The sequence below is a fragment of the Burkholderia sp. M6-3 genome (assembly GCF_050858985.1).
Lineage (GTDB): Bacteria > Pseudomonadota > Gammaproteobacteria > Burkholderiales > Burkholderiaceae > Paraburkholderia > Paraburkholderia caledonica.
In genome coordinates this window covers 1,896,149-1,922,473 of the sequence record NZ_CP110091.1, presented here as the reverse complement: position 1 = coordinate 1,922,473, position 26,325 = coordinate 1,896,149, and the positions used below count along the sequence as shown (strand labels likewise).

At 61.5% G+C, this 26,325-nt stretch carries 25 protein-coding genes; 15 read left to right on the top strand and 10 right to left on the bottom strand.

Features of this window, described 5'->3' with window-relative positions; translation table 11 throughout:
- Positions 1–22: 22 nt before the first annotated feature.
- Positions 23–853 carry a 5-deoxy-glucuronate isomerase gene (gene iolB / locus OH764_RS26005; protein ID WP_498849049.1) on the top strand — a complete coding sequence of 277 codons (831 nt, stop codon included), beginning with the start codon at positions 23–25 and terminating at the stop codon, positions 851–853.
- 16 nt (positions 854–869) lie between these two features.
- Here the strand turns inward: iolB and OH764_RS26000 are convergent, their stop codons facing one another.
- Positions 870–1,859, bottom strand: a complete 990-nt coding sequence (locus OH764_RS26000) for a type 2 periplasmic-binding domain-containing protein (protein ID WP_498849048.1) — start codon at positions 1,857–1,859, stop codon at positions 870–872.
- A 181-nt stretch (positions 1,860–2,040) separates the two neighbouring features.
- On the opposite strand from OH764_RS26000, the gene OH764_RS25995 reads away from it, so the two are divergent.
- From OH764_RS25995 to OH764_RS25980, 4 genes are all read left to right on the top strand, one after another.
- The gene (locus OH764_RS25995; protein ID WP_498849047.1) at positions 2,041–3,207 is read left to right on the top strand and encodes a M24 family metallopeptidase; all 1,167 of its coding nucleotides are present in this window, start codon (positions 2,041–2,043) and stop codon (positions 3,205–3,207) included.
- Between the two features lie 89 nt (positions 3,208–3,296).
- Entirely contained in the window at positions 3,297–4,679 is a 1,383-nt protein-coding gene (locus OH764_RS25990; protein ID WP_498849046.1) for an MFS transporter, read from the top strand.
- Between the two features lie 633 nt (positions 4,680–5,312).
- The gene (locus OH764_RS25985; RefSeq protein ID WP_498851296.1) at positions 5,313–5,423 is read left to right on the top strand and encodes a MipA/OmpV family protein; all 111 of its coding nucleotides are present in this window, start codon (positions 5,313–5,315) and stop codon (positions 5,421–5,423) included.
- A 161-nt stretch (positions 5,424–5,584) separates the two neighbouring features.
- Positions 5,585–5,788: a DUF2970 domain-containing protein gene (locus OH764_RS25980; protein ID WP_498849045.1), complete on the top strand. Its 204-nt coding sequence runs from the start codon at positions 5,585–5,587 to the stop codon at positions 5,786–5,788.
- A 44-nt stretch (positions 5,789–5,832) separates the two neighbouring features.
- Here OH764_RS25980 and OH764_RS25975 read toward each other — a convergent pair whose 3' ends face one another.
- Positions 5,833–7,248, bottom strand: a complete 1,416-nt coding sequence (locus OH764_RS25975) for an aminotransferase-like domain-containing protein (protein WP_498851295.1) — start codon at positions 7,246–7,248, stop codon at positions 5,833–5,835.
- A 258-nt stretch (positions 7,249–7,506) separates the two neighbouring features.
- Between OH764_RS25975 and OH764_RS25970 the strand changes: the two genes are divergently transcribed.
- On the top strand, positions 7,507–9,282 hold the full coding sequence (locus OH764_RS25970; RefSeq protein WP_498849044.1) for a nitrite/sulfite reductase: 1,776 nt from the start codon (positions 7,507–7,509) through the stop codon (positions 9,280–9,282).
- Entirely contained in the window at positions 9,279–9,707 is a 429-nt protein-coding gene (locus tag OH764_RS25965) for a DUF934 domain-containing protein (RefSeq protein ID WP_498849043.1), read from the top strand. Before OH764_RS25970 ends, OH764_RS25965 begins: the two co-directional genes overlap by 4 nt.
- Positions 9,708–9,844: 137 nt before the next feature.
- Here OH764_RS25965 and OH764_RS25960 read toward each other — a convergent pair whose 3' ends face one another.
- Both OH764_RS25960 and OH764_RS25955 read right to left on the bottom strand, forming a co-directional pair.
- Positions 9,845–10,123 (bottom strand): hypothetical protein, encoded by a 279-nt coding sequence (locus OH764_RS25960; protein ID WP_498849042.1) that lies wholly within the window; start codon positions 10,121–10,123, stop codon positions 9,845–9,847.
- Positions 10,124–10,735: 612 nt separating this feature from the next.
- The gene (locus tag OH764_RS25955) at positions 10,736–12,154 is read right to left on the bottom strand and encodes an MFS transporter (RefSeq protein WP_498849041.1); all 1,419 of its coding nucleotides are present in this window, start codon (positions 12,152–12,154) and stop codon (positions 10,736–10,738) included.
- Between the two features lie 152 nt (positions 12,155–12,306).
- Between OH764_RS25955 and OH764_RS25950 the strand changes: the two genes are divergently transcribed.
- Complete coding sequence (locus OH764_RS25950) at positions 12,307–13,176, top strand: LysR family transcriptional regulator (protein ID WP_498849040.1); 870 nt, start codon at positions 12,307–12,309, stop codon at positions 13,174–13,176.
- Positions 13,177–13,335: 159 nt separating this feature from the next.
- On the opposite strand, the gene OH764_RS25945 is transcribed toward OH764_RS25950, so the two are convergent.
- Entirely contained in the window at positions 13,336–13,779 is a 444-nt protein-coding gene (locus OH764_RS25945) for a VOC family protein (protein WP_498849039.1), read from the bottom strand.
- Positions 13,780–13,862: 83 nt separating this feature from the next.
- Here OH764_RS25945 and OH764_RS25940 point away from each other — a divergent pair, with 83 nt between their 5' ends.
- Entirely contained in the window at positions 13,863–14,669 is an 807-nt protein-coding gene (locus tag OH764_RS25940) for an IS5 family transposase (RefSeq protein ID WP_498849038.1), read from the top strand.
- Positions 14,670–14,717: 48 nt separating this feature from the next.
- Here OH764_RS25940 and OH764_RS25935 read toward each other — a convergent pair whose 3' ends face one another.
- The 3 genes from OH764_RS25935 to OH764_RS25925 all read right to left on the bottom strand — a co-directional run bounded on the left by OH764_RS25935 (position 14,718) and on the right by OH764_RS25925 (position 17,358).
- The gene (locus OH764_RS25935; RefSeq protein ID WP_498849037.1) at positions 14,718–15,542 is read right to left on the bottom strand and encodes a TetR/AcrR family transcriptional regulator; all 825 of its coding nucleotides are present in this window, start codon (positions 15,540–15,542) and stop codon (positions 14,718–14,720) included.
- Positions 15,543–15,630: 88 nt separating this feature from the next.
- Positions 15,631–16,542, bottom strand: a complete 912-nt coding sequence (locus tag OH764_RS25930) for an SMP-30/gluconolactonase/LRE family protein (protein ID WP_498849036.1) — start codon at positions 16,540–16,542, stop codon at positions 15,631–15,633.
- A gap of 51 nt (positions 16,543–16,593) precedes the next feature.
- A complete protein-coding gene (locus OH764_RS25925) occupies positions 16,594–17,358 on the bottom strand; it encodes an enoyl-CoA hydratase/isomerase family protein (protein ID WP_498849035.1) in 765 nt (254 codons plus the stop codon).
- Positions 17,359–17,722: 364 nt separating this feature from the next.
- Between OH764_RS25925 and OH764_RS25920 the strand changes: the two genes are divergently transcribed.
- From OH764_RS25920 to OH764_RS25900, 5 genes are all read left to right on the top strand, one after another.
- Complete coding sequence (locus tag OH764_RS25920) at positions 17,723–19,060, top strand: MFS transporter (protein ID WP_498849034.1); 1,338 nt, start codon at positions 17,723–17,725, stop codon at positions 19,058–19,060.
- Between the two features lie 50 nt (positions 19,061–19,110).
- Positions 19,111–21,498 (top strand): xanthine dehydrogenase family protein molybdopterin-binding subunit, encoded by a 2,388-nt coding sequence (locus OH764_RS25915; RefSeq protein WP_498849033.1) that lies wholly within the window; start codon positions 19,111–19,113, stop codon positions 21,496–21,498.
- Positions 21,495–22,355 (top strand): FAD binding domain-containing protein, encoded by an 861-nt coding sequence (locus tag OH764_RS25910; protein ID WP_498849032.1) that lies wholly within the window; start codon positions 21,495–21,497, stop codon positions 22,353–22,355. The genes OH764_RS25915 and OH764_RS25910 overlap by 4 nt, the downstream gene beginning before the upstream one ends.
- Positions 22,352–22,843, top strand: coding sequence for a (2Fe-2S)-binding protein (locus tag OH764_RS25905; protein WP_498849031.1), 492 nt, complete (start codon positions 22,352–22,354; stop codon positions 22,841–22,843). The genes OH764_RS25910 and OH764_RS25905 overlap by 4 nt, the downstream gene beginning before the upstream one ends.
- Before the next feature lie 61 nt (positions 22,844–22,904).
- Positions 22,905–23,219, top strand: a complete 315-nt coding sequence (locus OH764_RS25900) for an EthD domain-containing protein (RefSeq protein WP_498849030.1) — start codon at positions 22,905–22,907, stop codon at positions 23,217–23,219.
- A 154-nt stretch (positions 23,220–23,373) separates the two neighbouring features.
- Here the strand turns inward: OH764_RS25900 and OH764_RS25895 are convergent, their stop codons facing one another.
- Positions 23,374–24,324, bottom strand: coding sequence for a LysR family transcriptional regulator (locus tag OH764_RS25895; protein WP_498849029.1), 951 nt, complete (start codon positions 24,322–24,324; stop codon positions 23,374–23,376).
- A gap of 185 nt (positions 24,325–24,509) precedes the next feature.
- On the opposite strand from OH764_RS25895, the gene OH764_RS25890 reads away from it, so the two are divergent.
- Entirely contained in the window at positions 24,510–25,223 is a 714-nt protein-coding gene (locus OH764_RS25890) for a type 1 glutamine amidotransferase domain-containing protein (RefSeq protein WP_498849028.1), read from the top strand.
- A gap of 19 nt (positions 25,224–25,242) precedes the next feature.
- On the opposite strand, the gene OH764_RS25885 is transcribed toward OH764_RS25890, so the two are convergent.
- On the bottom strand, positions 25,243–26,061 hold the full coding sequence (locus tag OH764_RS25885) for an IclR family transcriptional regulator (RefSeq protein WP_498849027.1): 819 nt from the start codon (positions 26,059–26,061) through the stop codon (positions 25,243–25,245).
- Between the last annotated feature and the right edge of the window lie 264 nt (positions 26,062–26,325).

Genomic DNA, 26,325 nt, shown 5'->3' with positions numbered 1-26,325 from the left:
CCTGAATAACCGGAGGGAAGACATGAGCGACCTGCTAGTCAGACCGTCAAAGCATGCGGAAGACGGCCAGATCATCCATATCACGCCGGCGAGTGCCGGCTGGAAATACGTCGGCTTCGATGTTTTCGAGCTGATGCCCGGCGCGACAGTGACTCGGGAGACGGGCGATCGCGAAGTCGTAGTCGTGCTCGTCAAGGGGCGCGCAATAGCCGGCTGCGAAGGCCTCGCGAGCCGCGAGATCGGCGCACGGATGTCACCGTTCGATGGTGCGCCGTGGTCCATGTATGTGCCGCCGCATACGTGCTACACGATCATGGCGACGGACGACGTCGAACTCGGAGTCTGCTCCGCGCCCGCGAAGGGCGGTCTGCCGCCGCGCTTCATTGCACCTGACGAGGTCAAGCAGGAAACCCGCGGCGCTGGCGCTAACCTGCGCCACGTGCGCCACATCCTGCCCGAAACCGAACTGGCGGAGAGCTTGCTGGTGGTGGAATCGGTGACGCCCGCGGGCAACTGGTCGAGCTACCCGCCGCATCGGCACGATACGGACGATGGCGAGCAGCAGACCTATCTCGAGGAAACCTATTACCATCGCGTCTCGCCGCCGCAGGGCTTCGCAATTCAGCGCGTCTATACCGACGACCGCAGTCTCGACGAAACGCTTGCGGCGTACGACAAGCATGTCGTGCTAGTGCCGCGCGGCTATCACCCGGTTGCCGCCGCGCACGGCTATGACCTCTACTATCTGAATGTGATGGCCGGTCCGCGTCGCACCTGGCACGTACATAACGAGCCGGCGCATGAATGGTTACTACAGTCCGGCGCAAGCGTCGCGGCGGACGGCGTGCGCTGAGTCCCGTCGGGGTGAGTCAGTCGCGTTCTGCGTCGGGGTCTTGGGTGTCAAATCCAGCGGCCTCGCGCAGCGCTTGCAGCATCGCCCGCGCGCCCGGTGAGAGCCTTTCGCCGCGGCGTGTGACGATGCCCGCCGGTCCGAGCTTCAGATCGAGTTCGAACGGTAGTGGTTCGAGCGCGCCTGCAATGCAATACGGCCGCACCGGCTCGCGCGCAAGCGGCGCGATCATATCGCTGATCTGCAGCAGACTCGTGATGACGGGCAGCGACGAACTCTCGACCACGTCCGTCGGCAACGCGAGATGCCGTTCAAGAAAAAGTTGCGTGAGCTGATTGCGCATCACGTTGCCTTTCGGCGGCAAGATCCATGTTTGCGGCGCCAGTTCGTTCCAGCTCAATGTCTTGTGCTTGACTAGCGGATGGCCAACGCGTGCGAACAGAGCGTGCTGTGCTTCTGCGAGCGGGGCATAGTGCAGTTCCACCAGATCGTCCGGATTGCGGATTCGCGCGACGATCATATCCAGCTTGCCTTCCTGCAGACGCTGCACCAACACCTCACTGAACTCCATCTCGATGCTGACGCGAATCTGCGGAAAGCGCTTCTTGAGCAGCGCAACCGCTTGCGGCACGAGGTTGGTGGCCGCCGTGACCTCGGTGCCGATCATCGCCTGCCCGGTCAGGCCTGCTTTGAGCGCGGACACTTCGTCGTATGCATGCTGCAACTCCGCCAGCACGTTGCGTGCATGGCGGATCAACACCTGGCCGTACCAGGTCGGCTCGACACCGCGCGGATGCCGTTCGAAGAGCGCCACACCCATCGTCTCTTCGAGTTCGCGCAGCAACTTGGTCGCTCCAGGCTGCGTCATGTGCGCGGCGTCCGCTGCGCGCAGCACCGAGCGATGATTGTCGAGCTGAACGATCAGGGCCAGTTGACGCGTCTTCAGGCGCGACGGGTCGAAGCGGCTCGTCGCGACGCCGGTCTCCGGATGAGTAACAGAGGTCACCATGCCATCTCCAGATATTCCTTATCGATATAGATTATGAGTTATTTTTCATTTTAAAAGCATATCTGTCGATTCTACTATGTACAAGACGCTCGGCATTCCAGGCCGGCGCAGATCTTTCAGGACATGGAGACCGGCTTCATCCAGCAGCCGCGCATGCACCCGCACAGGAGATGAGGAAGCAATGAACATCCGTACCACAGACATCCCGCCGGAAGGCATCACCACGGACGAGTTCCTCGGCCGCGTCGCCAAGGTCCGCAGCGCACTCGACAAGGCGGGCCTCGTCGGCCTGCTCGCCTTCGGCGATTGTTGGCGTGGCGCGAACATCGGGTACTTCACCGAGTTCCGTCCTCTCGACGGCGTATCGGACATCGCCAACGCGATCCTGCTGCTGCCCGTGGACGGCGACCCGGTCCTGTTCGTGTCGGATCAGTGCTTCGACTACGCGACGAGCGTGACCGCCTTCGAGGTGCGCAGCCTGCGTGAAGTCACGCAACAGGTGCAGGCATTTTCGGCACGGCATCACAGCGGCACGGTCGGCCTCGCCGGCGCCGCCTATATCCCTGCGGATCTGTTGAAGCGCCTGAACGCCGGTCTGGGCGAATTGAAGCTCGAGCCGACGATGGTGCTAGCCGAAATCAAGGCGATCAAGAGCGACGCCGAAGTCGCACTGATGCGCAAAGCCGCCGCCTTGACCGATTCGGCGATGGCCGCGATTCGCGATGCGCTCGCCGACGGCCGTCCCTACACCGAGCGTGAACTCGCTCTGATCGCCGACCGCGCGATGCTCGCGGGCGGAGCTGACCGGACCGCGTTCGATTCGATGGTGCAGTCGGGGCCGCGCTCGGCGTATAACCTGGCGCGCCCCACCGACCGCATCCTGCAACCGGGCGACCTGATCATGACCGACATCGGTGCGCGCTATCGTGGGTACGTGGCCGATGGCGGACGCGGTTTCACCTACGGTCCGGCGAATCCCGAGAAGATGGCGATCGTCGCGGCAGCGGCGCGCGCGGTCGAAGCAGGGCTGGCCGCCGCGCGTCCGGGCATGGCGGCCATGGAACTGAATGCGGTGATCCAGCAGGCGCTGGTGAAATCGAACTACGAGCAATACTCGAGCGAAGCGCGCGGCCATGGCACTGGTCACGGCACCGGCATGGACCCGGAGGAAGAAGCGCCGTGGATCGGGCCGGGCAATAAGACCGTGCTGCAGGAAAACATGGTGTTTACGTTGAAGGCGACGATCACGGTGCCGAACGTCGGCGGTTTGCGCACCGAACGTATCGTGCGGCTGACCTCGGGCGGCGTCGAAACGCTCGACCAGTTCCCGATGGAGCTGCACTGGTGAGCAAATCGAATTTATCGTTACGTGCCGGCGGACCCGCGCCGCTGAACGCAGCGGCTTGAAAACATAGATTCCCAGAGAAGGGAGGAGACATGAATACATCGCCCGTTTCACCCGGCAACGCGCCGGTTATCAGCCGTTCGGCCGTCAACCGCGTGTTGGTCGCTTCAGTGGTCGGGACCGCGATCGAGTGGTACGACTTTTTTCTCTACGCCACCGCTTCGGCGCTGGTATTCGCCAAGCTGTTCTTCCCCTCGTTCGATCCGGTGGTCGGCACCATCGCGGCGTTCGGCAGTTTTGCGGTCGGCTATCTAGCGCGGCCGTTCGGCGCCGTATTTTTCGGGCACTTTGGCGATCGCATCGGACGAAAGACGACGCTCGTCGCGACGCTGACGATCATGGGCGTCGGCACTTTTGTGATCGGTCTCTTGCCGACTTACGATTCGATCGGCGTCTGGGCGCCGATCCTGCTGGTGGCGATGCGCTTCCTGCAAGGTCTCGGCGTCGGTGGTGAATGGGGCGGCGCGGTGCTGATGGTGGTCGAAACGGCGCCGGCCAGCAAGCGCGGCTTCTTCGGCGCGTTCCCCCAATTGGGCGTGCCGCTCGGGCTGATGCTTTCGACCGCGGTGTTCAAAGCCGTGTCGAGTCTGCCGTCGGACGCGTTCTATTCATGGGGATGGCGCCTGCCGTTCCTGCTGAGCGTCGCGCTGATCGCGATCGGCCTGTTCATCCGGCTACGCGTCATGGAGTCGCCCGTATTCGAACAGATCAAGGCGAGCAAGCAGGTCGTGAAGGCGCCGCTGATCGAATTGCTGCGCCGGCATCCGAAAGATCTCGTGCTGACGATCGGCACGCGTTTCGCGGTCGACATCACCTTCAACGTGATCAACGTGTTCGTGCTGGTCTATGGCACCACGCGACTCGGCCTGCCGCGCGGACTGCTTCTGAACGCCATCATTCTCGGCTGCGCTTTCGCGCTGATCACGCTGCCATTGTTCGGCAAACTGTCGGATCTGATCGGACGCCGAACCGTCTTCATGTTCGGGGCGGTGTTCGTAGCGATCTACGGATTCGCATTCTTTCCGTTGCTCGAGACGCGCAATCCGACTTTGATTCTCGTGGCGTACGTCTGCGGTATCGCGTTAAGCCAGGCGTCTGTGTACGGCGTGCAATCCACGTGGTTTGCGGAGCTGTTCGGTACGCGGGTGCGCTATACGGGTGCGTCGCTGCCGTATCAGATCGCCGGCATCATCACGTCAGGGCCGACGCCATTGATCGCCACTTATCTGTTTGCCACGTATGGCCAGACGCTGCCGATTTCGATCTATATCGCGGCGACGGGCTTGCTGAGCATGGTGTGTGCGTTTTTCCTCGCCGAGACTTTCAGGCGGGATCTGTCGGCGGAGCCGGAAGATGAAGCGGCCGCTACGAGTGCACATGTGCACTCGCACTCGCCGAGTCCTCTGTCGCACTGAGCGCAAATCGACCCCGCTGCGGCGTCGTGTATGGCCTCGCCGATTGCGGGGCCGCAGCGGGACTCGCGCAAGGCAGCGGTTCAAGCGTTGGCTGAGGACGAACACGATGCCAATACTGACCGTATGCATACGACCCCCCCGCGATCCGATCTTCATGTCCGTTTGCGGTCCGTCTGGCGAACCTCCTACGGATAACGGATTCATTGCGGTCGTCGTGGACGACGAAAAGGACTTCCCCAGCCGAAGTCGCGTTCTTGCCGCGAAACCTCGTCAGCCTGTCAAGCGCGCGACACCGAAAGCGGGCGTCAAAGAGGCGCTAGCAGCAAAGGTCCGGGCACGCAAGTGAGACGCTTCGTCGAATCGACGGGCAATTGAGGGCAAGCGCTCACAAAGTCATTGGAGGCAAGTAATGCCCGGGCGGACGTGAGTCAGGGCGCCGATTCATTGCGACGGCAGACTCTTGCCCGGATACGGGATGGTGCGTTTGCTGATTATCGGGTGCATCTTGTGGAACAGGTGCTTAGTGACGTCGGTGACGAAGTAGTCGTGGCCGACTGACCGGATTGACGCGTTGCTCTCTTTGGCTACCGTGCGAGCCTATTGATACCGAAAGCAAAAACGGCGACGCCGCGCGTGTTCGTCGGCGCTGGCGGGGGTGCGACGTGGGTCAGCCGAGGCTTCAATCAAACCTATTACGGCGTCACGCCGGCGGACTCGGCGCGAAGCGGAGCTACCGGCGTTTAATCCGGACGGCGACCTGGAGCAGGTCACGAGCGGGGCGGCGGCCATTTCCCGTAACGAAGAAATCGAGGCTGCTTACCTGCATCACGCGATATCTGCTACTTCCGCGGCCCCTCGCCGTTCTCCAATATGCGTGCGTGACTTATGTTTTGAGGAGAAAGTTCGTGGAACTGACACGTATGGTCGGCATGGTTTTGGCCAGTTTCTTCGGCGTGCGCAAGCGTGCAAACCATGAGGCCGATTTGGCCAATGTCAACATGGTGCTGCTACCCTTTGTCGCAGTGGCGCTGGCTCTAATGATTGGGTTGCTCATCCTTGGTGCAGTCGAGCTGATTGTCAATGGAACAAGTTCAGCGCAGGGCTTTTGACTGCGGACATGTGTCGCAGCGCGAATCTGTGCTTCGCGACGTCGTCAGGCGCGAACTATGGGTGAGTCGAGAATCTCGGCAAGTGCGCGAACTGCATTCTCGAAGCGGGCATCCCAAGGGTGCCCGAAATTGAGCCGTACACAGTTCTGAAAAGCGTGTGTCGCTGAGAACATTGGGCCTGGCGCAATGCTGACGCCGCGTTCGCTCGCCAGCGCGTGAAGCTCCATCGCCTTGACAGACTGTGGGAGTTGCAGCCACAGCATGTAGCCTCCGTGTGGGCGCGTCCACTTGACCGCGTCGGGCAGCCATCGGCGCAGCGCGGCCTCCATCTGTCCAAGTTGCGTTTGAAGCGATGAGCGTAGCGAGCGCAGATGCCTGTCGTAGCCGCCGTTCTCCAGGTAGTCGGCTATGCCAGCCTGGGCGGGGATACTCGCACAGAGTGTTGTCATTAGCTTGAGTCGCCGAACTTTGTCGGCAAATCGGCCCGCTGTGGCCCATCCAACCCGGTAACCGGGTGCGAGCGTCTTCGAGAACGAGCTGCAATGCATGACGAGTCCTTCAGTATCGAATGCCTTTGCTGGCACGGGGCGGTCGCGGCTGAAATGGAGCTCCTGATAAACGTCGTCCTCGATGAGCGGAATCTGCTTTTCACGCAGCATCTCAACCAGAGCCCGCTTCTTTTCAATCGACAAGGAGGTTCCCGTCGGATTCTGGAAGTTGGGCATGAACCAGCAAGCCCGGATGGGGTGCTGCTCGAGCGCGCGTCGCAGTGCATCCAGGTCTAGGCCCGAGATGGGGTTCACGGGAATCTCGACTGCTCTCAGGTCCAAACGCTCGATTGCTTGCAAGGCGGCATAGAACCCCGGCGACTCTACGGCCACGGCGTCGCCTGGCCGCGTGACTGCCATCAGACACAGGTTCAATGCTTCCAAGGCGCCGTTGGTCACGACGATTTCTTTGGATGCGACTGCGAGTCCAATTCCCACGTATCGCAATCTGATTTGTTGGCGAAGACGGTCGCTGCCAGGAAGGTCTTCAACCGTGCTCCAGGGACTGAGCGAGCGCGTTCCGGCGACGAGCGATTTCAACAGCCGCGATGACGGAAACAGCGTTGGCGAAGGAAAGGCCGAGCCCAACGGCACAATATCGGGATGCTGCGTCGATTCCAGGACCGAGAACACAAGGTCGCTGATGTCGACTTTCTTTGGCGCGTCGTCTTGCTTCTGCTTGGGAACCTCAGCGTGAACTTCCGCGCCAGGCGTCACGAAGTAGCCGGCACGCTCCTCCGCGCGGACTAAACCCCATTGCTCGAGCAGATAGTAGGCTCGGAAGACCGTCGTCTGACTGACGCCATATTGCGAGATGATTTGTCGCAATGACGGAAGCCGGGCGCCCACCGGAATTTGGCCCGCGCGGATTTGTTCTGCCAGGTTGTTAGCAATGGTTTCAAACCGAGTCATTGTTGGACCTTGGTGCGCATTATCCAAGCCGAGCCCGCAGCACGGCTTGACACGAGGAGCCACGAGTCGTCTCTCAGGCTGCATGCTACCCCGGAATGAACGCGTCTCAGGTCGCCGGGTCTGCCACGGCCCACTGCTACGCAGAAATCGTCGGCAACTGCTCCTTCCGGGTTGGTCTTGACGCATCTACCGTCGCTGTTTGCCTGGTGCGCGCCAAGCGCGCGTTTGGAAGGACGTGACTGGAGATGCTCATCACCCATGTATCGATATACCAAGTTCGACAAAGCCTTCGTCAAAAGCCGTGCAGCACAGTTTCGCGACCAGCTAAAGCGGTGGCAAAGCGGGCAACTGAGCGAAGACGATTTTCGCCCGCTTAGACTTCAGAACGGATGGTACGTGCAGCGGCACGCCCCGATGCTGCGTGTGGCGGTTCCTTATGGTGAGTTGTCGAGCGCGCAATTGCGCGTTCTCGCGCGCATCGCACGCGAATACGATACCCCGACCGAATCTGTGTACCGCAGCGCCATGGTGGCTCAGGCGAAGCTCGGTTCGACGCAGCTGCCAACGAATACCGCGCACTTCACCACCCGGACGAACGTGCAATTCAACTGGATTCCGTTGGCCAAAGCTGCCGATGTCATGGACCTGCTGGCGTCTGTCGACATGCACGGCATTCAGACGAGCGGAAACTGTATCCGAAACATTTCATGCGACGAGCGTGCTGGCGTGGCCGTTGACGAAATTGCCGACCCACGGCCTTTCGCTGAACTGATGCGGCAGTGGACGACACTGCACCCTGAATTTGCCTATCTGCCGCGAAAGTTCAAGATTGCAGTCACCGGCGCCACCGAAGACCGAGCGGCGACCGACTGGCACGACGTAGGTCTCCGACTCGTGCGAAACAGCTCGGGCGACCTGGGATTCCGCGTTTCGGTCGGCGGCGGTATGGGCCGAACGCCAATGATTGCGACGGTGCTGCGGGAGTTCCTGCCATGGAACCAAATCATGAACTACATTGAAGCGGTCGTGCGGGTGTATAACCGCTACGGCAGGCGCGACAACAAGTACAAGGCGCGCATCAAGATTCTGGTAAAGGCAGAAGGACAGCGCTACATCGCCGACGTCGAGCGGGAGTTCCGGCAAATCGTTGAACTTGACGGCGCTCCGCACACCATCACACAAGCAGAACTCGACCGTGTGACCGCCGCATTTGTGCCGCCCGAGACAGTCGCCGCGGCTGCCGGGAGTTCGCAAGCAGATGCACCCGCCGTCTCGGACCGTTTTGCGCGCTGGATGCGGCGGAACGTGGCGCCGCATAGGGAACCGGCGCTGCGCATCGTGACGCTGTCGTTCAAACGGCTGGGCCACGCGCCAGGAGACGCTTCGGCGGACCAGTTGGAGCGCCTGGCAGACTTGGCAGACCGTTTCTCCGGTGGTGAGGCGCGGGTCACCCACACCCAGAATATCGTTCTGCCCTGGGTGCCCGCGTCCAAGCTATTCGCGCTGTGGGAGGCTGCGAGCGCACTCGGTCTTGCCAGCACAAACATCGGTTTGATGACAGACATCATCGCGTGCCCGGGAGGAGACTTTTGCGCGCTGGCCAATGCGCGTTCGATTCCTGTCGCGCAGGCCCTCGCCGAACGGTATCAAGACATCGACGAACTCGACGACATCGGTGACATCGATGTCCATATCAGCGGATGCATTAACTCCTGCGGCCATCACCATAGCGGGCATATCGGCGTGCTGGGCGTCGACAAGGATGGGAAGGAGTGGTACCAGATTACCTTGGGTGGGGCCGACGGGAGCCAGGCCAGCGGCAACGCGCAGCCGGGCAAGGTAATTGGTCCGTCTTTTTCCGCTACCGAAGTTCCTGATGCAATCGAGGCCATCCTCGGCACATATCGCGACCTTCGGGAACACCAAGAACAGGGGCGGTACGAACGCTTCATCGAGACGTTGCGTCGCGTCGGCCTTGACCCCTTCAAGGCGGCGGCTAATGGCGCTCGAAACAAAGATGAGGTGCTGGCGTGAACAATATTCCTCGCTTTCAAGTCATCGACAGGCGCGCGGCTCTAGACGCCGGCCAACCGAGCGTTCTAAAGCTGCCCAACGATGCGGACCCCATGACGCTAGCAGGCGAGCTCGCCGGCGTGGAGCGAATTGAACTGCATTTCCCGCATTTCACCGACGGCCGAGCATATAGCCAGGCGTATCTCTTGCGCCGGAGGCTACGCTTCACCGGAGATTTGCGGGCAACGGGTGACGTCCAGGTCGACCAACTACTGCAGATGGCGCGAACCGGCTTCTCCAGCGCGGTGCTCAACGACGGACTCAACCCGACGGAGGCGGCCCGCCACCTGGAGCAATTTTCCGGCTTCTATCAACGCGACCTCACCGTAGACTCTCTGCCTCTTGCCGCAGGCCCAGCGCTTAAACCTGGTTCCACGTCCGATTGAAGATGTCGTAAAACCACTGCCGCGCCGACGAGGCCTCAGCACACTGGGAAAAGTTGGAAGAAAAAGCAAGGCGATATTTCGACGCTCAGACGGAGGAGGACGAGCCGCCTCGGCTTTAACAACCGGCTCAAGACTAGCTAGGCCTCAATAAGCGTCTGCGCTTGGGCCAGAAGCGCGGATGCCGCGAGCAACTCGTTGCGGCCCGCCATCGTGAGTGCTGCGGTCGCGGTTTCCCTGAAGAGGTCCTGGTTCGAAATTTGTGGCGCGCCGTGCTCCGCAATGCGTGTGCGCCGAAGTCGAAAGAAGGCCAGCATCGCGAGCGCATCCAGTCTCTGCTCGTCCGATGCACCAGACACTACCAGTTCTGCCGCTGCAACCAGCCGACTGATTGCACCTTCATACTCCGCTCGGTCCATGGCATCTCTCCGTGCTGCTCAGTATTATAGGTTCACCCACTGAGAGCGCGTACTGCATTCTGATGTCCTCTTACTGGGACATGAAATCAGTAGCTGCCATGGGAGTGAGAGTGCCTGCACCGATTGCTCTGGCAAAAACTCGAATTGCAGCGTCCTCGAAGTTGTCTCGGCCTTTCAGGATTGCTATCGTATGCATCCATTCCCCTTAGCTCGCTGCTAGTTCGCGTGAGCGTCACCGCAATGACGACGGCTGCGCCGAAAATTAGCGCCACGGAGTCCAGGAGCAGGCCGCCGTCAAAGCTGCCCGTCGCGTCTTTCGAATAACCGATCGCGGACGGCCCGATGAATCCGCCGAGGTTGCCCACCGAGTTGACGAAAGCGATGCCAGCTTCAGTGCGATGGCCGTGCCGATGCCACGTGCTGCACCGGTCATGAGCGCGAAAAATCGGTATGACCGCGTCACATCTTGGGGCGGCTCCCTTTCCACGTACATCGGGCCATGCTGATACGTCAGGCCATCATGCTCGATCCGATCAGCCGCAATCCAGAAGTGACCACGACGTGGTGTCCTCACGGACGCATTCATCTACCACGCAAAGGAAGCTTGATTCTTCATGATTGCTGGAGTCGCCAACTTAGTCCGGCTGCCAGTGTCAGTGACGCGCCTATGGCCAATGAAGCCACCGCAAAGCCAAGTTGCACGTCCTGAGCGCTTGCACCATCAGGCGCGATCGCGATGAATACACCGCCGAACAAGGCGACGCTTACTGCAGCGCTGATCTGCAAGGTAGCGCTTACCAGGCCCGAGGCCAGCCCCGCCCAACGTGTTTCCACATGGTCTACGTTCAAGCGCACCAGCGCGGGAAGGGCGATACCTTGCCCGGCGCCAATCAAAAACAACGGCAACGCAAGCCACGACGACGCACCGGCGAAAGCCAGCGCTGCGACCATGATCAGACCGAGCACCTCCAGAACCATGCCAAACGCGGCAGTGCGCGTGCCCATACGCCGGGCGATGTACGGGCTGCACAGTGGACCGAGGAAGAACCCGATGCCGAGCGGCACGATGGCCAGGCCGGCCGTCAACGCATCGTGGCGCAGGCTGGCCTGTTCATACACGGCGAACACCAGGAAGAACGCGGCGAGCGCGTAGAAGAAGAACGTTGACGCCAAGCTTTGTCGCAACTTGCGCACGGCTAGAAGCGAGGGCAGAACCAGAGGAGTTCTGCCGGCGCGCTCCTGTGCTTTTTCATACTGCCAGAAGGCCCATAGCAATGGCATGCTCAGGACCAGCGGCGCTATGCACCACCACGGCCAGTGGTGTTCTTGCCCTTCGATGAGCGGAACCACGAGCGCCAGCAAGCCAACCGCGAGCAGCAACGCCCCTGGCACGTCCAGGCGAGGCGAACGCTCGGCTCGGCTTTCACGCAGCAGCATCGTTGCAGCTGGAACGGCAACGATGATGATCGGCAGGTTGATCAAAAATACGCTGCGCCACCCCAGTCCCCACGGACTGGCGGAAACTAGCATTCCCCCCAGCAGCTGACCGCCCACAGAGGCCAGGCCGAACGTAGCGCCGTATAGACTCAACGCGCGATTCTTTTCTCTTTCCGGGAAGATGGCGTGTATCGAGGCCAATGATTGCGGTGCCATGATCGCTGCGGAGATCCCTTGCAGCAGCCGACCGACGACAAGCATGTCCGATGACGGTGCCAGGCCGCACCACGCCGAAGCGACCCCAAAGCCAAGCATGCCAGCGATGAATACGCGCTTCCGGCCATAAAGATCGCCGAGGCGACCGCCCAGGATCAGGGTGACGGCATAGGCCGCGGCGTACACCGAGATCACCAGCTGAGAGACATCTGAAGATGCTTGCAGGCCTGTACGTATGGTAGGTAGCGCCACGTTGACGATGAAGAAGTCCAAAGGTGGCAGGAGAGTGCCAGTCAACAGCACGGCCAAGGCGAGCCAGCGGCGGGAGTCAGAGGCTGCTGTCCCAGTGGTAACAACATGCCGGGCTTCGGTATTCATATTTTGAGGTTCCAGATCAGACTGGCTTGGGATCGGCGCACAGTCGGTTCGCGGGGACATCCGTGTATCGAGCCGTATAGTGCTCCGAACAGCATTGTTCGAATACTTACGTCCATGTATATTTGCCGTGCAATTTTGTACGGAGATCGGGCATGGATTGGAACGACGTTCGCGTCTTCTTGGCAGTAGCTCGCAGCGGGTCCTTCGGCGAGTCCGCGCGGATGCTAGATGTGAGCCATCCGACGGTCGGTCGACGAATCAAGGTGCTCGAGGACGAAGCGAAGCAGCCGCTTTTTCGTCGGACAAAGGACGGACTCGTGCTCACGGACGCCGGGGACGCCGTGCTCGCGCTGGCGGAATCCATGGAGGATGCCGCGCTGTCCATGGAAAGGCGTCTGAGCGGCAACAACCAGCGCCTCGAAGGCATCTTAAGGATCTCATCGGCGGACTGGTTTGCCGGCTATGTACTGGCTCCCGTCCTGGCCGAGTTGACGCGTCGTCATCCCGCTGTCGTGCCGGAAGTGATTGCGAGCTATCGACTACTCGATCTCTCCCGTCGTGAGGCGGACGTAGCGTTTCGCATCGTGCCGTTCAGCGAGCCGGATATTGTTCAGCGCCGTCTGATGCGAATTTCATACGGTCTCTATGCATCGGCGGCAACCGCACAGGCGTTGCAGGACGATCCGGCATCTGTGGGGCTCATTCTCATGAATACCGCGCAATCGCACTTTCCCGACGTCAGTTGGGTACTGGAGAGGTTTCCGCTTTCACGACGAGCCTTCACAAGCACAAATCGAACGGTCCAGGCACAGATGTGCCTGAGAGGGGTAGGTATCGCGGTGCTGCCAAGGCCACTTGGCGATGCGATCTCCGGATTGCATCGCATCGACACGCCCGATGAACCTCCCATGCGGGATTTGTGGGTTGGCTATCATCAGGACCTGCGACACATGGATCGGTTGCGCGCGATGCTGGATATCGCCGACACGATGCTATCGGATTCCATGACTGCAGCACGGTGAGTACCTGATGTCTTCCGGGGCCGAGTCGAACGATTGGAAGGTGTGATCGGCGCCGAACCGGAACAGGACTTGCGCTGGACTTTCACCAGCCGGCGACGCAGTGCCGACGCTTCAGGCGCGCTGCTCGTCAGGTTGGGCCAATGGGCTCGTAGGTGAATACTACGGGTACTGCAGGATGTTGATGATCGTACCGTCGGGGTCTCGAACCATCGTCGACCGCAAGCCGTCCGCAGAGAGAGGCTTGAGTTTCCATTCGAAGACTGCGCCTTCATTCTCGAGGTGCGACGTGACGGCTTCGAGGCTCGATGTACGAAAAACGACCGCCTTCGCCCCGGTCCGGTCGATGTGCGGCCCCGGCACAATCTTCGCGTCGGGATTGCGAACAGTCGTTGCACGCGAAAGAAGTTCGATCCGCATGTCGTCTCTTTCGAGTATCTGGAAGTCGGCCTCGAGTGGTTCGATGTAGGTCGAGTATCCTCGACGAAACCCGAAGAGGCGCCCGTACCAGTCTGCGGATCGATTGATGTCAGTCACCGAGACAGCGACGTTATCGAATTCAATCAACTGCTGCGTCGGCAACTCCGATTTGCTCAGGTCAGTCATTCATATTTCTCCACAGGTGGCGCCGCGAGCGAGCCTCTTAGACGGTGTTATGAACTTTCGGCCAGACCTGGTATCCTGGCCGGATGAAAAAACGCAGACCCTATCCAACGGATGTGTCGGATGAAGAGTGGTACTTCGCTGCTCCGTACCTGACCTTGATGAGCAAAGACGCACCACAACGCAGATACGAATTGCGCGAAATGTTCAACGCTTTGCGCTGGATTGTCCGCGCGGGTGCGCCGTGGCGTCTGCTGCCCAATGACTTTCCGCCGTGGGAGACGGTCTATCAGCAGACGCAACGCTGGATTCAGGCGGGCTGTTTCGAAGCCATGGTCCATGACCTGCGCTCGATCATCCGGGTGGCGCAGGATCGTCGAGGTCAGCCCAGTGCAGTGATCCTTGATGGCCGGACGCTGCAATCGACGTGCGAGAGCGGACCGCGTGCAGGCTATGACGGGTACAAACGCAAGAAAGGCAGCAAGGTGCACATCGCGGTTGATACCTTGGGACAACTGCTCGCAGTGCATGTGACGCCAGCCAACGAACAGGAGCGCGCACAGGTTGGAGAACTGGCGCGGCAGGTCCAGCAGGTCACGGGGCAGACGGTCAAGGTAGCATTTGCAGATCAGGGGTACACCGGCGAAGAGCCCGCGCAGGCGGCACTCGACGAGGGCATTGAGCTTCAGGTCATCAAGCTGTCGGAGGCGAAAAAAGGCTTTGTACTGTTGCCACGTCGCTGGGTCGTCGAGCGCAGCTTTGGCTGGCTCAACCGCTTCCGCCGATTGGCCAGGGATTACGAGCGACTGCCCGAAACCTTGGCTGGCTTGCACTTTGTCGTGTTCTCCGTGCTTATGCTTGTTCACTTCGCATCCCTTAACAAAAGTGCATAACACCGTCTAAGCGAGCCAACGCTCCGGCGGCTGAATCGCCAGAGCACGTCACTCGCGACCGCGCACGCTACGAGTCGGTGTGTTTGCGATGGTGCCGGCTTGCGATTTCTTCGTTCGACCACTCGAGGGCTTGGCGACGCGGCCTTCGGGCTCCTTCGATCGTGCGTTCGTGCCCGATTCGTTGCGCACCAACTCACGTATGCCTGCCGCCGCAAAGCGCACGAGGTCGGAATAGTGCGCCGTCGACTTCCTGGCGCGGTCTCGTGCGCCCAGTCGCATCGCCCGGCCATTGAGTGCGTGGGCCTGCTGCCGCGCTCCTACGGAAAACAGATACGCCCACACCGCCTGCTCGCGTGCAATGCCAGGCACGACCGTATGCAGGGCGTCGATGAATCGCTCCGCGATCGGGTCATAGTAAGTCTCGCGAATGCGACGTGAACGCTCGTCGCTGCCGAGACTGACGGACGCAACGAGTTGCACGTAAAGCGCGAGGTTCACAGCATCCTCGCCATGAAAGATTTCCGATAGCGGGGTGAAGGCAATCGTCAGCACGTCTTCGACGGTCGCGGTGCGTTCGTTCGCGAACAGGGCGTCGAGCAGCTTGCCGCGGTACTGATTGATCGCCGACGACCGTCGCTCGAACACGGCCTCGTAGAGCTTGTCTTTGGTCGCGTAGTGATAATGCACGAGCGCCTGCGCGACGCCCGCTTCCTCTGCGATGTTTCGCATGCTCGCGCCGGCGTAGCCGTGCTCGCCGAACACCCGTTCGGCCGCATTCAGGATCGCGGAGAGGCGGGTACCAGGCGCGTGGTCTGTTTCCTGAGCACTGTTGCCCGTGCGTGCCGACGCCTTCTTTTCGCGTTCTGTCTTCATCCAAACGACTCCCTCACCGTACTATTCGATCGATCAGTCAGTATATCGCGATCGTCATACGACGCGATATACCGGGCAGCGCACGCCGTTACCCAAGAAATTCCGGCTCGGGCAGCCCTTTCACGCCGGGACGTACTGCGAGCACATTGCCCGCGAGCGGTTGCTGCGCGAGTTCCTTCTCGCTCATGCGCCGGCGCGCCGTAGTGATAAAGAGGGTGTCGAGATCGGGACCGCCGAAGCACAGACTGCTCACGCGCCGCACCGGGAGATTGATGACCATGTCGATTCGTCCGCGCGGGTCGTAGCGCGTGACGCACCAGCCGTCCATGTTCGCGCTCCAGAAGCACCCGTCGGCATCGACGGTCGAGCCGTCGCAGATGCCACGTCCGAGCGGAACTTCGGCGAACTTGCGGCGGTTATAGATGGCGCCGTCGACGGAGTCGTAGTCGAACACGTCGATCTGGCAACTGAACGAGTCGGTCATGTACATAAGGCGGTTATCCGGGCTAAAGCTGAGCCCGTTGATGCACGTGATGCCTTCCATGATGAGTTTCGGCTTCAGATCGGGATCCAGCCGGAACAAACGTCCGCGAGGGGTGTAGGCGGCCGCTTCCACGGTGCCGGACCAGTAGCGGCCGTGCCTGTCGCACTTGCCGTCATTGAAACGGTTCTTCGGACGCTCGGCATCGGGACGCGCAACTTCGGTCAGCTCGCCGGTTTCGGGCGAGAAGAAGTAGAAACCCGAGCGCATCCCTACGATCAGGCCGCCATTGGCGCGCAGCCCGATGCTGCCGATCTCTTCCTGCATCGGCCAGCTCTTCTTGGCGCCGCTTGAAATGTCGAGGCGATGGATCGATTGACCGATCCCGTCCACCCACCAGAGCAGTTGCGTTTTCTCATCCCAGATGATCGACTCGCCGAGCACGTCGGGCGTGGAATCGACCACATCGATGACCGAACCTACCATATCGATCGGTCTGGTAATACTGCTGACAGTCATGCTGCCTCCTTGATTTGTGAAGTGATGCAGATAGGAAGAATCGGGTCCCGCTCAGGCGGCCACTTCTCTCATGCGGGCGATGCCTTCCAGCGCGAGTCCGTATCCGAGCACGTCGTGCAGTCGTGATTTCAATTCCTGGTTCAGGCAGGTGCGTGTATAGCGTCGCACGAGACGCGGCTGCTTGAGCATCAGCCTGGCGAGTTCGCGGGCACGCGGCAAAAGCTCGGCCGACGGCAGCACTTCGTTCACTAATCCCATTTCAAGCGCCGCGCTTGCGGGAATACTCTGACCTGTCAGAAGAAAGTAATGGCCGCGCGCACGACCCATCAGCAGCGGCATGATCAGATGCATGCCGTCGCCCGGCACCATGCCTCCCTGGAAGTGTGCGGTGTCCTGGATCGTCGCGGTGTCGGATGCGAGCACGATGTCTCCGAGCAGCGGGATCTCTGCATGCCGCACGGCCGGGCCGTTGATGACGCTGATCACCGGCGCCTCGATGTTGAGCAGGTTGATGAGCAGATGCTTCGCTTCCCAGTAGATCGGATCGTAGACCGTGGGCGTCATCGAATTACGGTTCTGATGCATGCCAGGCGCGATGGCGGGACCGCTGAAGGCATCGCCCGTGCCGGTCATGATCACGACCTCGTTGTCCCGATCGCGTCCTACATCGAGAAAAGCCTGTTCGAACTCGCGATGGGCTGTCAGATTCCACACCAGTGGCTCGCCGTGCGTGTGGAAGTGCATCTCCAGTACGCCATCGGTACGTGTCATGCGGATGGTCTCGAATTTGTCTGAGTACTCGTTGAAGGTGCTCACGGCTCTTTCCTCTGATGAAGGTTGAAAAAGTCCCTCTGACGCCTGTCGCAAATGTGTGGCTCTTCGCGAGGCGAGGTGTTCAGCTGCCGATACTAGTCCTGACTGATCGATCAGTCAACAAGGGAAAGTCCCCGACGAAATCAGCCGTGTTTCGGGTTGACCGGAAGTTGGCTCGTCGGCTACTGTGCTGACTGTTCGATCGATCAGTTTTCGATGCGAACGATCCGCCGCCTTCGGGCGCGCCCCTCAGAAAGAGCAGACGCTGCCAGACCATCTGCGCGCCGACAGGCTCAAGGAGACAGCCTCATGAAACGCTTTCCGTCATTCACGTGCCGTTCCATTCCACTTCATTGAGAGAGTCATCATGTCGCGCAAAATCGCTCTCGATGTACACGCCCCCGCTCAGGTAACGGCCCCGGAAGACACGCAGCACGCGCTTTATCTCAAGGTCGCGATGCGACTCGTGCCGCTTCTGATCGTGTGCTATGTGATCGCGTATCTGGACCGCATCAACGTCGGCTTTGCGAAGCTGCAGATGCAGGACGCACTCGGCTTCAGCGATGCCGTGTACGGACTAGGCGCGGGGATATTCTTCATCGGCTACTTTCTGTTCGAGGTGCCGAGCAATCTGCTTCTGCAACGCATCGGCGCACGTAAGACCATCACGCGCATCATGGTCCTATGGGGTTTCACTGGCTGCGCAATGGCGACCGTATCGAGCCCGACCGCGTTCTACGTACTGCGCTTTCTGCTTGGCGTGTTCGAGGCGGGCTTTTTTCCCGGCGTCGTCTATTTCCTGAGTCAATGGTTCCCGCGCAACCGGCGCGGGCAGATTCTCGGTCTCTTCATGACCGGATTCCCGATCGCGGGGATGATCGGCGGCCCAGTGTCGGGCTGGGCGATGTCGCGGCTCGCAGGCGTTGCGGGTCTGGCGGGCTGGCAGTGGCTCTATATCGTGGAAGCGGCGCCCGCGGTGCTGCTCGGCATCGTGACCTGGTTCACGCTTTCGGACGACATCGAGCGAGCCAAATGGCTCACCGAACCGGAGCGCGACACCTTGCGCCACGCATTGCGCGACGACGGCCAGGAAGCCGGCGTGGAACACGCTGGGCAGTTGCGGCAGGTCATCGCCGACCCGAAGGTGTACGTGATCAGCTTCGCCTATTTCACCTTTATTTGCGGCACTTACGCGTTGAGCTTCTGGGTGCCGACGGTACTGAAGAGCGCAGGCGCGACGAGTGTGGAGCGCATTGGCTGGCTCTCGGCCATCCCGTACGGCATCGCCACGATCGGCATGGTGCTGATCTGCCGCAACTCGGACAGGCTTCTCGAACGTCGCTGGCACGGCGCGCTGGCGGCCCTGGCAGGCGCGACTGCACTTTCACTGCTACCGCTTCTGGCGCATGATTTGACTGCGACCATCGTGCTGCTGACGATCGCAGCGACCACGGTGTTCGTCACGATTCCGCTGCTGTGGTCGCTCGCATCCGACTATTTCGCCGGGTCGCCGGCCGCTGCTCCGGCGATCGCATTCGTCAACAGCCTCGGTCTGCTCGGCGGCTTCGCCAGTCCGTTCGCGATGGGCTGGCTCAAGACGCTGAGCGGCACACTCAACAGCGGACTTTTTCTGATGACGACACTGCTGGCGCTCGGCGCATGCGCGATGCTCTGCGTACGCGTGGGACGCCAGGCGAGCCGATGAGCAACCAACGAACGGCGAGGTCCGGGCAATCGGGCCGTCGGGCGACAAACATGGAACAGACTTTCAAGGATGCGTCGCCGGGCAGCCTGCTCGGGGAGAACGTGGCGCGTCTGGACGCAGCGCGCTTCGTTTCGGGGCGCGTCGATTACAGTGCCGATCTCATTCCCGAAGGCGCGCTCCATCTTGCCATCCTGCGCAGCGCTCACGCGTGTGCGACGATCGTCTCGATCGACCTGTCGGGGGCGCTCGCCATGCCGGGTGTCGTCGCGGGCCTCACGGGAGAGGACGCAGCGCGCATGAGCGATGCAATGCCGCCGGCCATGGATCTCCCCGCCCAAGGCGCACGCGGGCCTTTACAAAGTCGTTGCCTTGCACTCGAGCACGCGACGTATTTCGGCCAACCGGTGGCGGCGGTCGTGGCGACGTCGGTGCACGACGCGCAAGCCGCGCTCGCGACGATTCGCGTCGAATACGAAGTGCAACCGGCAACCGCCGACGCGCGCGACGCCCTGCGCGAAGGTGCGCCGGTGGTTCAGCCCGGCTGGGATACGAACCTGTTCGTGCGTGACCGCATTCGTTCGGGGGACGCCGATGCTGCATTCGAGCGCGCGGCGCACATCGCACGAGGGGAACTGACGGTCGGCCCGTCGACCAGTGCACCAATGGAAACGCTGTGCTACGTCGCCCAGTGGGACGCGCGCGGCGAACGCTACACGTTGACCGGCACGTTCCAGAACCCTCATACGAGCCGCTGGCTGATTGCAGCGGCCTTGCGCGTGAAGGAGTCGCAGGTCCGCGTGATCGCGCCGCGCATCGGTGGTACGTTCGGGCTCAAGATGGCTGGGCATCCCGAAGAAGTGCTGGTTGCGCTGTTCAGCCGGATCACGAAACGCCCGGTTGCCTGGGTCGAGGAACGGCGCGAAACACTGCTCGCCGGTGCGCGTTCACAGCATCACAGCTATGAGATCGCGGCGGATGAGCAAGGCAGGCTCATCGGCTGGCGTGACCGCATCATGGTGGACGTCGGCATTATCGGCGCCGGGCATAGCTGGGCAATGGCGCTCGTCACGCCGGCCGTGTTTCCGACCGTCTACACGATTGAGCACTGCGACGTCGAGTGCTCCCTCGCGATCACCAATCGACCGCCCTGGCAAGCCATACGCGGTTACGGCAAAGAGATCGGCAACCTCGTGCTGGAACATGCAATCGATCGGCTGGCCCGGCAAACTGGTATGGATCCAGTTGAATTGCGCCGTCGCAATCTGGTCGCACGGGAAGCCTTGCCGCGTTTGCTGCCGTCCGGGCTGAACGTGGATAGCGGCGACTATCCGGGCGGCCTTGAGCAGTTGCTGACGATGTTCGATTACGAGCAATGGCAGGAGCGCGCAAGCGCGGCGCGTACCAGCGAGCGTCGCATCGGTATTGGCATTGCGTTCGAACTGACGCCGGAAGGCGGCGCCCGGCCCGGTAACTTCCCCAATGGATACGAGACGTCTACCGTTCGCATGATGCCGTCCGGCGACGTGCAGGTGCTGACGGGCGTGACGTCTCCGGGCAGCGGCAGCGATACCGGCATTGCGCAGATGGTCGCCGGTGAGCTCGGCCTGCGCGCGGACCAGGTCAGCGTGATCGAAGGGGACACGGACGTGACGCCGCTCGGCACCGGCAACGCGAGCAGCCGTGCGCTGATGTACGGCGGGACCGCCGCGTATCTCGCCGCGCAGGAGTTGCGCGCACGGCTCTCTCAGTGCGCCGCCAACCTGCTCGGCGGTGCGCCCGGAGACATTTCACTGCGCGACGGTCATGCGTGGCGCGAGTCGAACGGGACGAGGATCGCAGTGGCCGAACTCGCGCTCGGGGCGCATCTGCGGCCATTCACCGTGGCCGCCGGCGTGACGCTGCCGCTCGAAGTGACGCGCAGCTTCGCGCCGCAGAATGTGCGCGTGGAGCCGGATGCGCAAGGCCGCATCGCCACGTACCCGACGTTCTCGTATTCCGTGCATGCCGTGGCGCTCGAGCTCGACATGGCGACCGGCAACAGCCGGCTGCTCGACTATGCCGTGGTGCACGACTGCGGCGCGATGGTCAATCCGGCACTCGTCGAAGCGCAGCTCCGGGGCGCGGTCGTGATGGGCATCGGTGTCGCGCTTTGGGAACTCATCAAGTTCGACGAGCATCAGCGCATGATCACCGATCGCTTCAAGAGTTATCTATTGCCTCGTGCTAACGATCTTCCGCCTATTCGCGTCGGGCATCGCGTGACGCTAAACCCATTTCATCCGCTCGGCATGAAGGGCGCGGGCGAATCGGGGCTAGGCGGTGCGCTGTCGGCGGTGAGCAATGCCGTGGCGAATGCACTCGGTGACGACGCGCGCCTGACGCACGTGCCAGCGACGCCGGCGCGCGTGATGGCGTCCCTCGAGGAGCGACGCGCGTGATCGGCCATTACTTCGATTTTCACCAACCGAGGGACCTCGACGAAGCGGCTGCCTTGCTAGCCGCCTTTCGCGAGGATGCCTCGGTGCTCGGCGGCGGCACGATGCTGGTGCCGTCGATGTCGGCGAATCTCGTGTGTCCCGGACATGTCATCAGTCTCGGTGCGCTCCGTCTGGATGAAATCGTGCTCGACGATACGCATCTTCACATCGGCGCGATGACGACCTATGCGCAATTGCTCGCTTCACCGCTGGTGGCGCGCCATGCGCCGCTGCTTGCGGCGATGGCCGCGCAGGTCACCGGTGGTGCATCGATCGTCAATCAGGGCACGCTCGGTGGGGCAGCAAGCTTCGCGAATCCTTCGTCCGACGCACCGGGATGTCTCGCGGCGCTCGAGGCAGAGTTCGAGTTGCGCTCGTCACAGGGCGTGCGTCATGTTGCTGCGCGAGAGTTTTTTATCGACGCCTTTTGCACCGCGCGCCGCGCAGACGAGTTTCTCATTGGCATACGCGTGCCACGCGACGCGACGCTCGTCGCCTGGGAATATCAGAAGTACAAGGCGAGCGCGAGTTCGTGGCCCATCGTGACCGTTGCGTGCTCCCTGCATCGGGGCGAGCAGATCAGTGTGCGGCTTGCCGTCGGCGCGGCCGGCCGACGACCGGCGTATCGCCGCTTCGCGACCGACGAACAGGTGTTGCTCGCGTCCGATGCGTTTGTCGAGCATGCGGCAATGAGTGCGCGAGATCTTGTCGGCGAAGGCTGGAGCGATGAACTCGCGGACGCGGACTATCGGCGCGCCGTTGTGCCTGGCGTCGTGAAACGGCATTTACGCATCCTGCTCACGGGAACGAAGACATGAAAGGAACGATCGAGGTGCGGCTCACGCTCAATGGAGAGCCGCGTTCTGAACGAGTGGACTCGCGACTGTTGCTCGTCGAGCTCATCCGCGATGCACTCGATGCGAAAGGCACGCGCATCGGATGCCTGACCGGCGATTGCGGCGCGTGCACGGTCTTGATCGACGGCGAGGTACGGAAGTCCTGTCTTGTGCTTGCGGCGTCGATATCCGGACACGATGTGCGGACGATCGAAGGCCTCAGCGGAATCGAGGCGCTGCAGGAGGCGTTCATTGCGGAGAACGGATTTCAATGCGGATTCTGCACGAGCGGCATGCTGATCGCGGCGGCGGATCTCCTGAGGCATAACTCGTCGCCGAGTCACGAACAGATACGTCACGCGATCAGCGGCAATCTGTGCCGGTGCACCGGCTACGAGACCATCGTCAATGCGATCCATCGCGCGGCGCACGGCGAGAATAGCTGCGCGCCGGCCGACAACCAAGGCTAGCAGCGTTCTCGCGCTCCTTCTAACGATGCCGACTTTCACGCCTTAGTCACTGGAGAACAGCATGTCAAGAGATGCCAACGTCACGATCTACGTCACCTACGAAGGCGAGACCGGTGCGCGCTTCGATCGCGCGTATTACGTCGACCGTCATTTGCCCCTTGTGATGCATCACTGGTCACGCTACGGCCTTGTCGGGGTCGCGGCATTTTTCCCGGCCGAGCAGCAGTCCGGAACGCTTGCGATTTGCGAATGCAGGTTTCGTGACGAAGCATCGGTCGATGCGGCCTTTACGTCGCCTGAAGCGCCCGCGGTGATGGCCGACGTGACACGCTTCACGGATATTGCGCCGCGCCGCCTGCGTGCGACGGCGCTATAAAGAGGCACCTGCGTAGCGAGTTCAGAAGCAGCGCCCACTTCTTTCCTCGAATGGCTCATTGGGCAGTCCAGGCGACGCCAGACACGCGCATTGGCTCGCAACCTGGCGCGCGCGGGACATGAGGTGGAAGCGTGGAATCGCTCAAGCGGTGGCATCAGCTTGCCTGCAGCCTATGGCCCTGCGATGCGGCCGTGCTTGAGTCGAACAGCGCCCCGTCGTAATTTTCGAGTAGTTGACACAATGCATCGAAAATCAGGCGCACGCGTGCCGGCACAGGTGTTCGATACGGCCGATACACGTACATGACGGTGGCCGCCGGGCGCAATGCTTCGAGAACCGGCACAAGCCGCTTTTCACGCAACAACGGAGCGGCGAGATGTCCGGGCAACTGTCCGAAACCCACGCCGGCCAGCACGGCCTCGCATTCCGCTTCCGGATCGTCGGTGATGAATACGGGATTCGCAGGCACGAAAGATTCGACGCCGTTCAGCAACCACGGCCATGGGCGCCCAGTATTGCGGTCGATCAGCATGGTCAGCGGAGCCTTCTCCAACGCGATCCGGTTTTCTGGCTCACCGTTTCGAGCCACGAGTTCGGGTGAGCCGACGATCACGAGCGACGCGTCCGATACCGCCCGCGCGACATAGTTGCTGTCGCGCATCGGTCCTATCCGCACGCCGATGTCGATCTGCTCGTCGACGACATCGACAAGCACTTCCGACAAGCGCAGGTCCACGACAAGGCCAGGATGACGCGCGACGAGCGGCGCGAGCCCTGGCGTGATGACGCGCCGGCCGAGTGCGGTTGGTGCGGCAATCCTCACAATACCGGCGAGTTCGCGAGGCGCGCGGGCTGCGCCGTGGGCAAAGATTTCGTCGACGCGCGCGATCGCTGCTGCGCTTTTCGAGGCGAGCTGTTCGCCCACGTGTGTGAGTCGCACCCCACGTGTGCTTCGGTGAAAGAGCGGTTCGCCAAGCTCCGATTCGAGTTCCCGGATGGCGCGCGTAATCACCTGCGGCGACATGCCCATGCGTGTGGCAGCCGCGCGAAAATTTGCGCTTTCGGCGGCCACACAGAATATTCGCAACGCTTCAAATCGGTTCATGCGTTCCTATACATGGAGTTCCGGAGACGGGAATTGTGAAATCGCGGTGCGTTCATTTACGCAATCGCCGACGCGGTCGACACTTGCGGCGACACATCCGATCCACTGCCCGATGGCCATCGCCCGACGTTTCTGGAAGAGAGCCGGGCCGCTCTAAGGGCATTACTTCAAGGCGAGCAACGCACATGCATTCCATCCTCATGATTCTGACTGGCGCGACAACCTGGACACAGAAAGACGGCACGCAACGCCCGACCGGCTTCTGGGCCGAAGAGTTCATCACGCCGCATGAAATCTTCATGCGGTCTGGCGCTCGCATCGCATTGGCAACACCTGCCGGCAGGCCTTCGATCGTCGATGCGCTCAGCCTCTCGCCGCAGGCCAATCACGGCGATACCGACAAAGTCGCTGAACTGTCGGCTCACCTCGAGCGCTTTGCCGACGCCCTGGATGCGCCATTGCGCATGGAGGACGTAAACGCTGCTGACTTCGACGCAGTGTTCGTGCCGGGCGGACACGGTCCAATGCAGGACCTCGCAGTCGATGCGGACGTAGGCAGGGTACTGCGCGCCGCGCTCCATAACGAGCGACAGATTGTTGCCGCCGTCTGCCACGGGCAGGCCAGCTTCCTGTCCGCGGGTGACGCTCAGGGCTGGGCATTTGAAGGCAGAAGAATGACCGCTTTCACCAACGATGAAGAGACACAGGTCGGTCTTGCTGCCAACGCGCCCTGGTTGCTGGAAGATCGGCTGCGCGCTGCCGGCGCATTCTTCGAAGCTGGTGCGCCCTGGAGCAGTCACGTGGTGATCGACGGCAACCTCGTGACTGGGCAGAACCCGGCCTCGGCAGGCGCGGCTGCTGAAGCGGTAGTGCACCGGCTTGCGTCGCTCGCTGTCTGAGCGTGAGCGCTCAGCCACATCAATTCGCCGCTCCGCTTTGCGGGCGAGGCTGACCGCCAAGCAGGGCGGTCGCCCGCGCCGCAGACTCGAGCAGCGCGCCCACATGCTCGGAACCGGGCTCGAAGTCCAGCACGGTGTCAGCCCCGACGAGGCTGATGACGAACTTGACGTCTCCGGTCCAGTTGAGGACTGGCGCCGCAATCGAAGCGTAACCGGCAATATCCGAGCGCCGCATTGTCGCGTAGCCGTTTGCCTGCAGTTCATGCATCACGTCTGCGTGGAACGTTTCGATCGCGTCGCCGCCCGCTTTGCGTGAGGCCAGTTCCTGTTCGAGAAATGGTCGCGTCACGGCGAGCGGCAGGCTCGCGGCGAACACCTTGCCTGCCGCAGTCGAAAGCAGCGACATCAGGCCGGTGCGCAACTCGAACGCGCCGCGCTGCTGTCCTTCAAGCTTGAAAAGGCTTAACACACCGTCCGTCGTCCATATCGTGATCGCCCCGCTGCATTGCGTGGCGTCGCGCAACTTCGCCAATTCCTGGCGCACCACGTCGAAACCGTCGATCTGCTGCGTCGCGCTGATTCCGAGGATCAGCGCCGCTGGGCCGAGCCTGTAGAAGCCCGGTTTCTCGTCCGCTGCCGCGAGACCCGTGCGCACGAGGCTCACAAGATAGTTATTTGCCGCACTCGCGGTCATGTCGGCGCGGGTCGCAATTTCTTTGAGCGGCAGCGCCTGTTGGGTCTTCTGCAACACCATCAATAGACGGAAAGCGATCTCCACGGACTGGATACCGCGCCGTTCGCTTTTTTCCACGGATTCCGAAATATCTCTTTGTTCCATTTTCTTCGTATCCCTACAAGGTGAAGGCGCGCGCTCGACTAAGGATTAACCCGAACGCCAGTAGCCCGCCAAAGCCGCGCGCAGCGGCCTCAATCGCTTACTCCGCAACCCTTTGCCGCGTTTGCCGCCATTTTTGCGCGGGTCGGACGTGCTGCGGGCGCACGTTGACATGCCCTTCATGCGGAGGATAATACAACAATGCAGCACGCATTCAACATTGTAGCATGAAGCGCGACCGGTCACCGTCTTCGTAAGGCAGTCGCG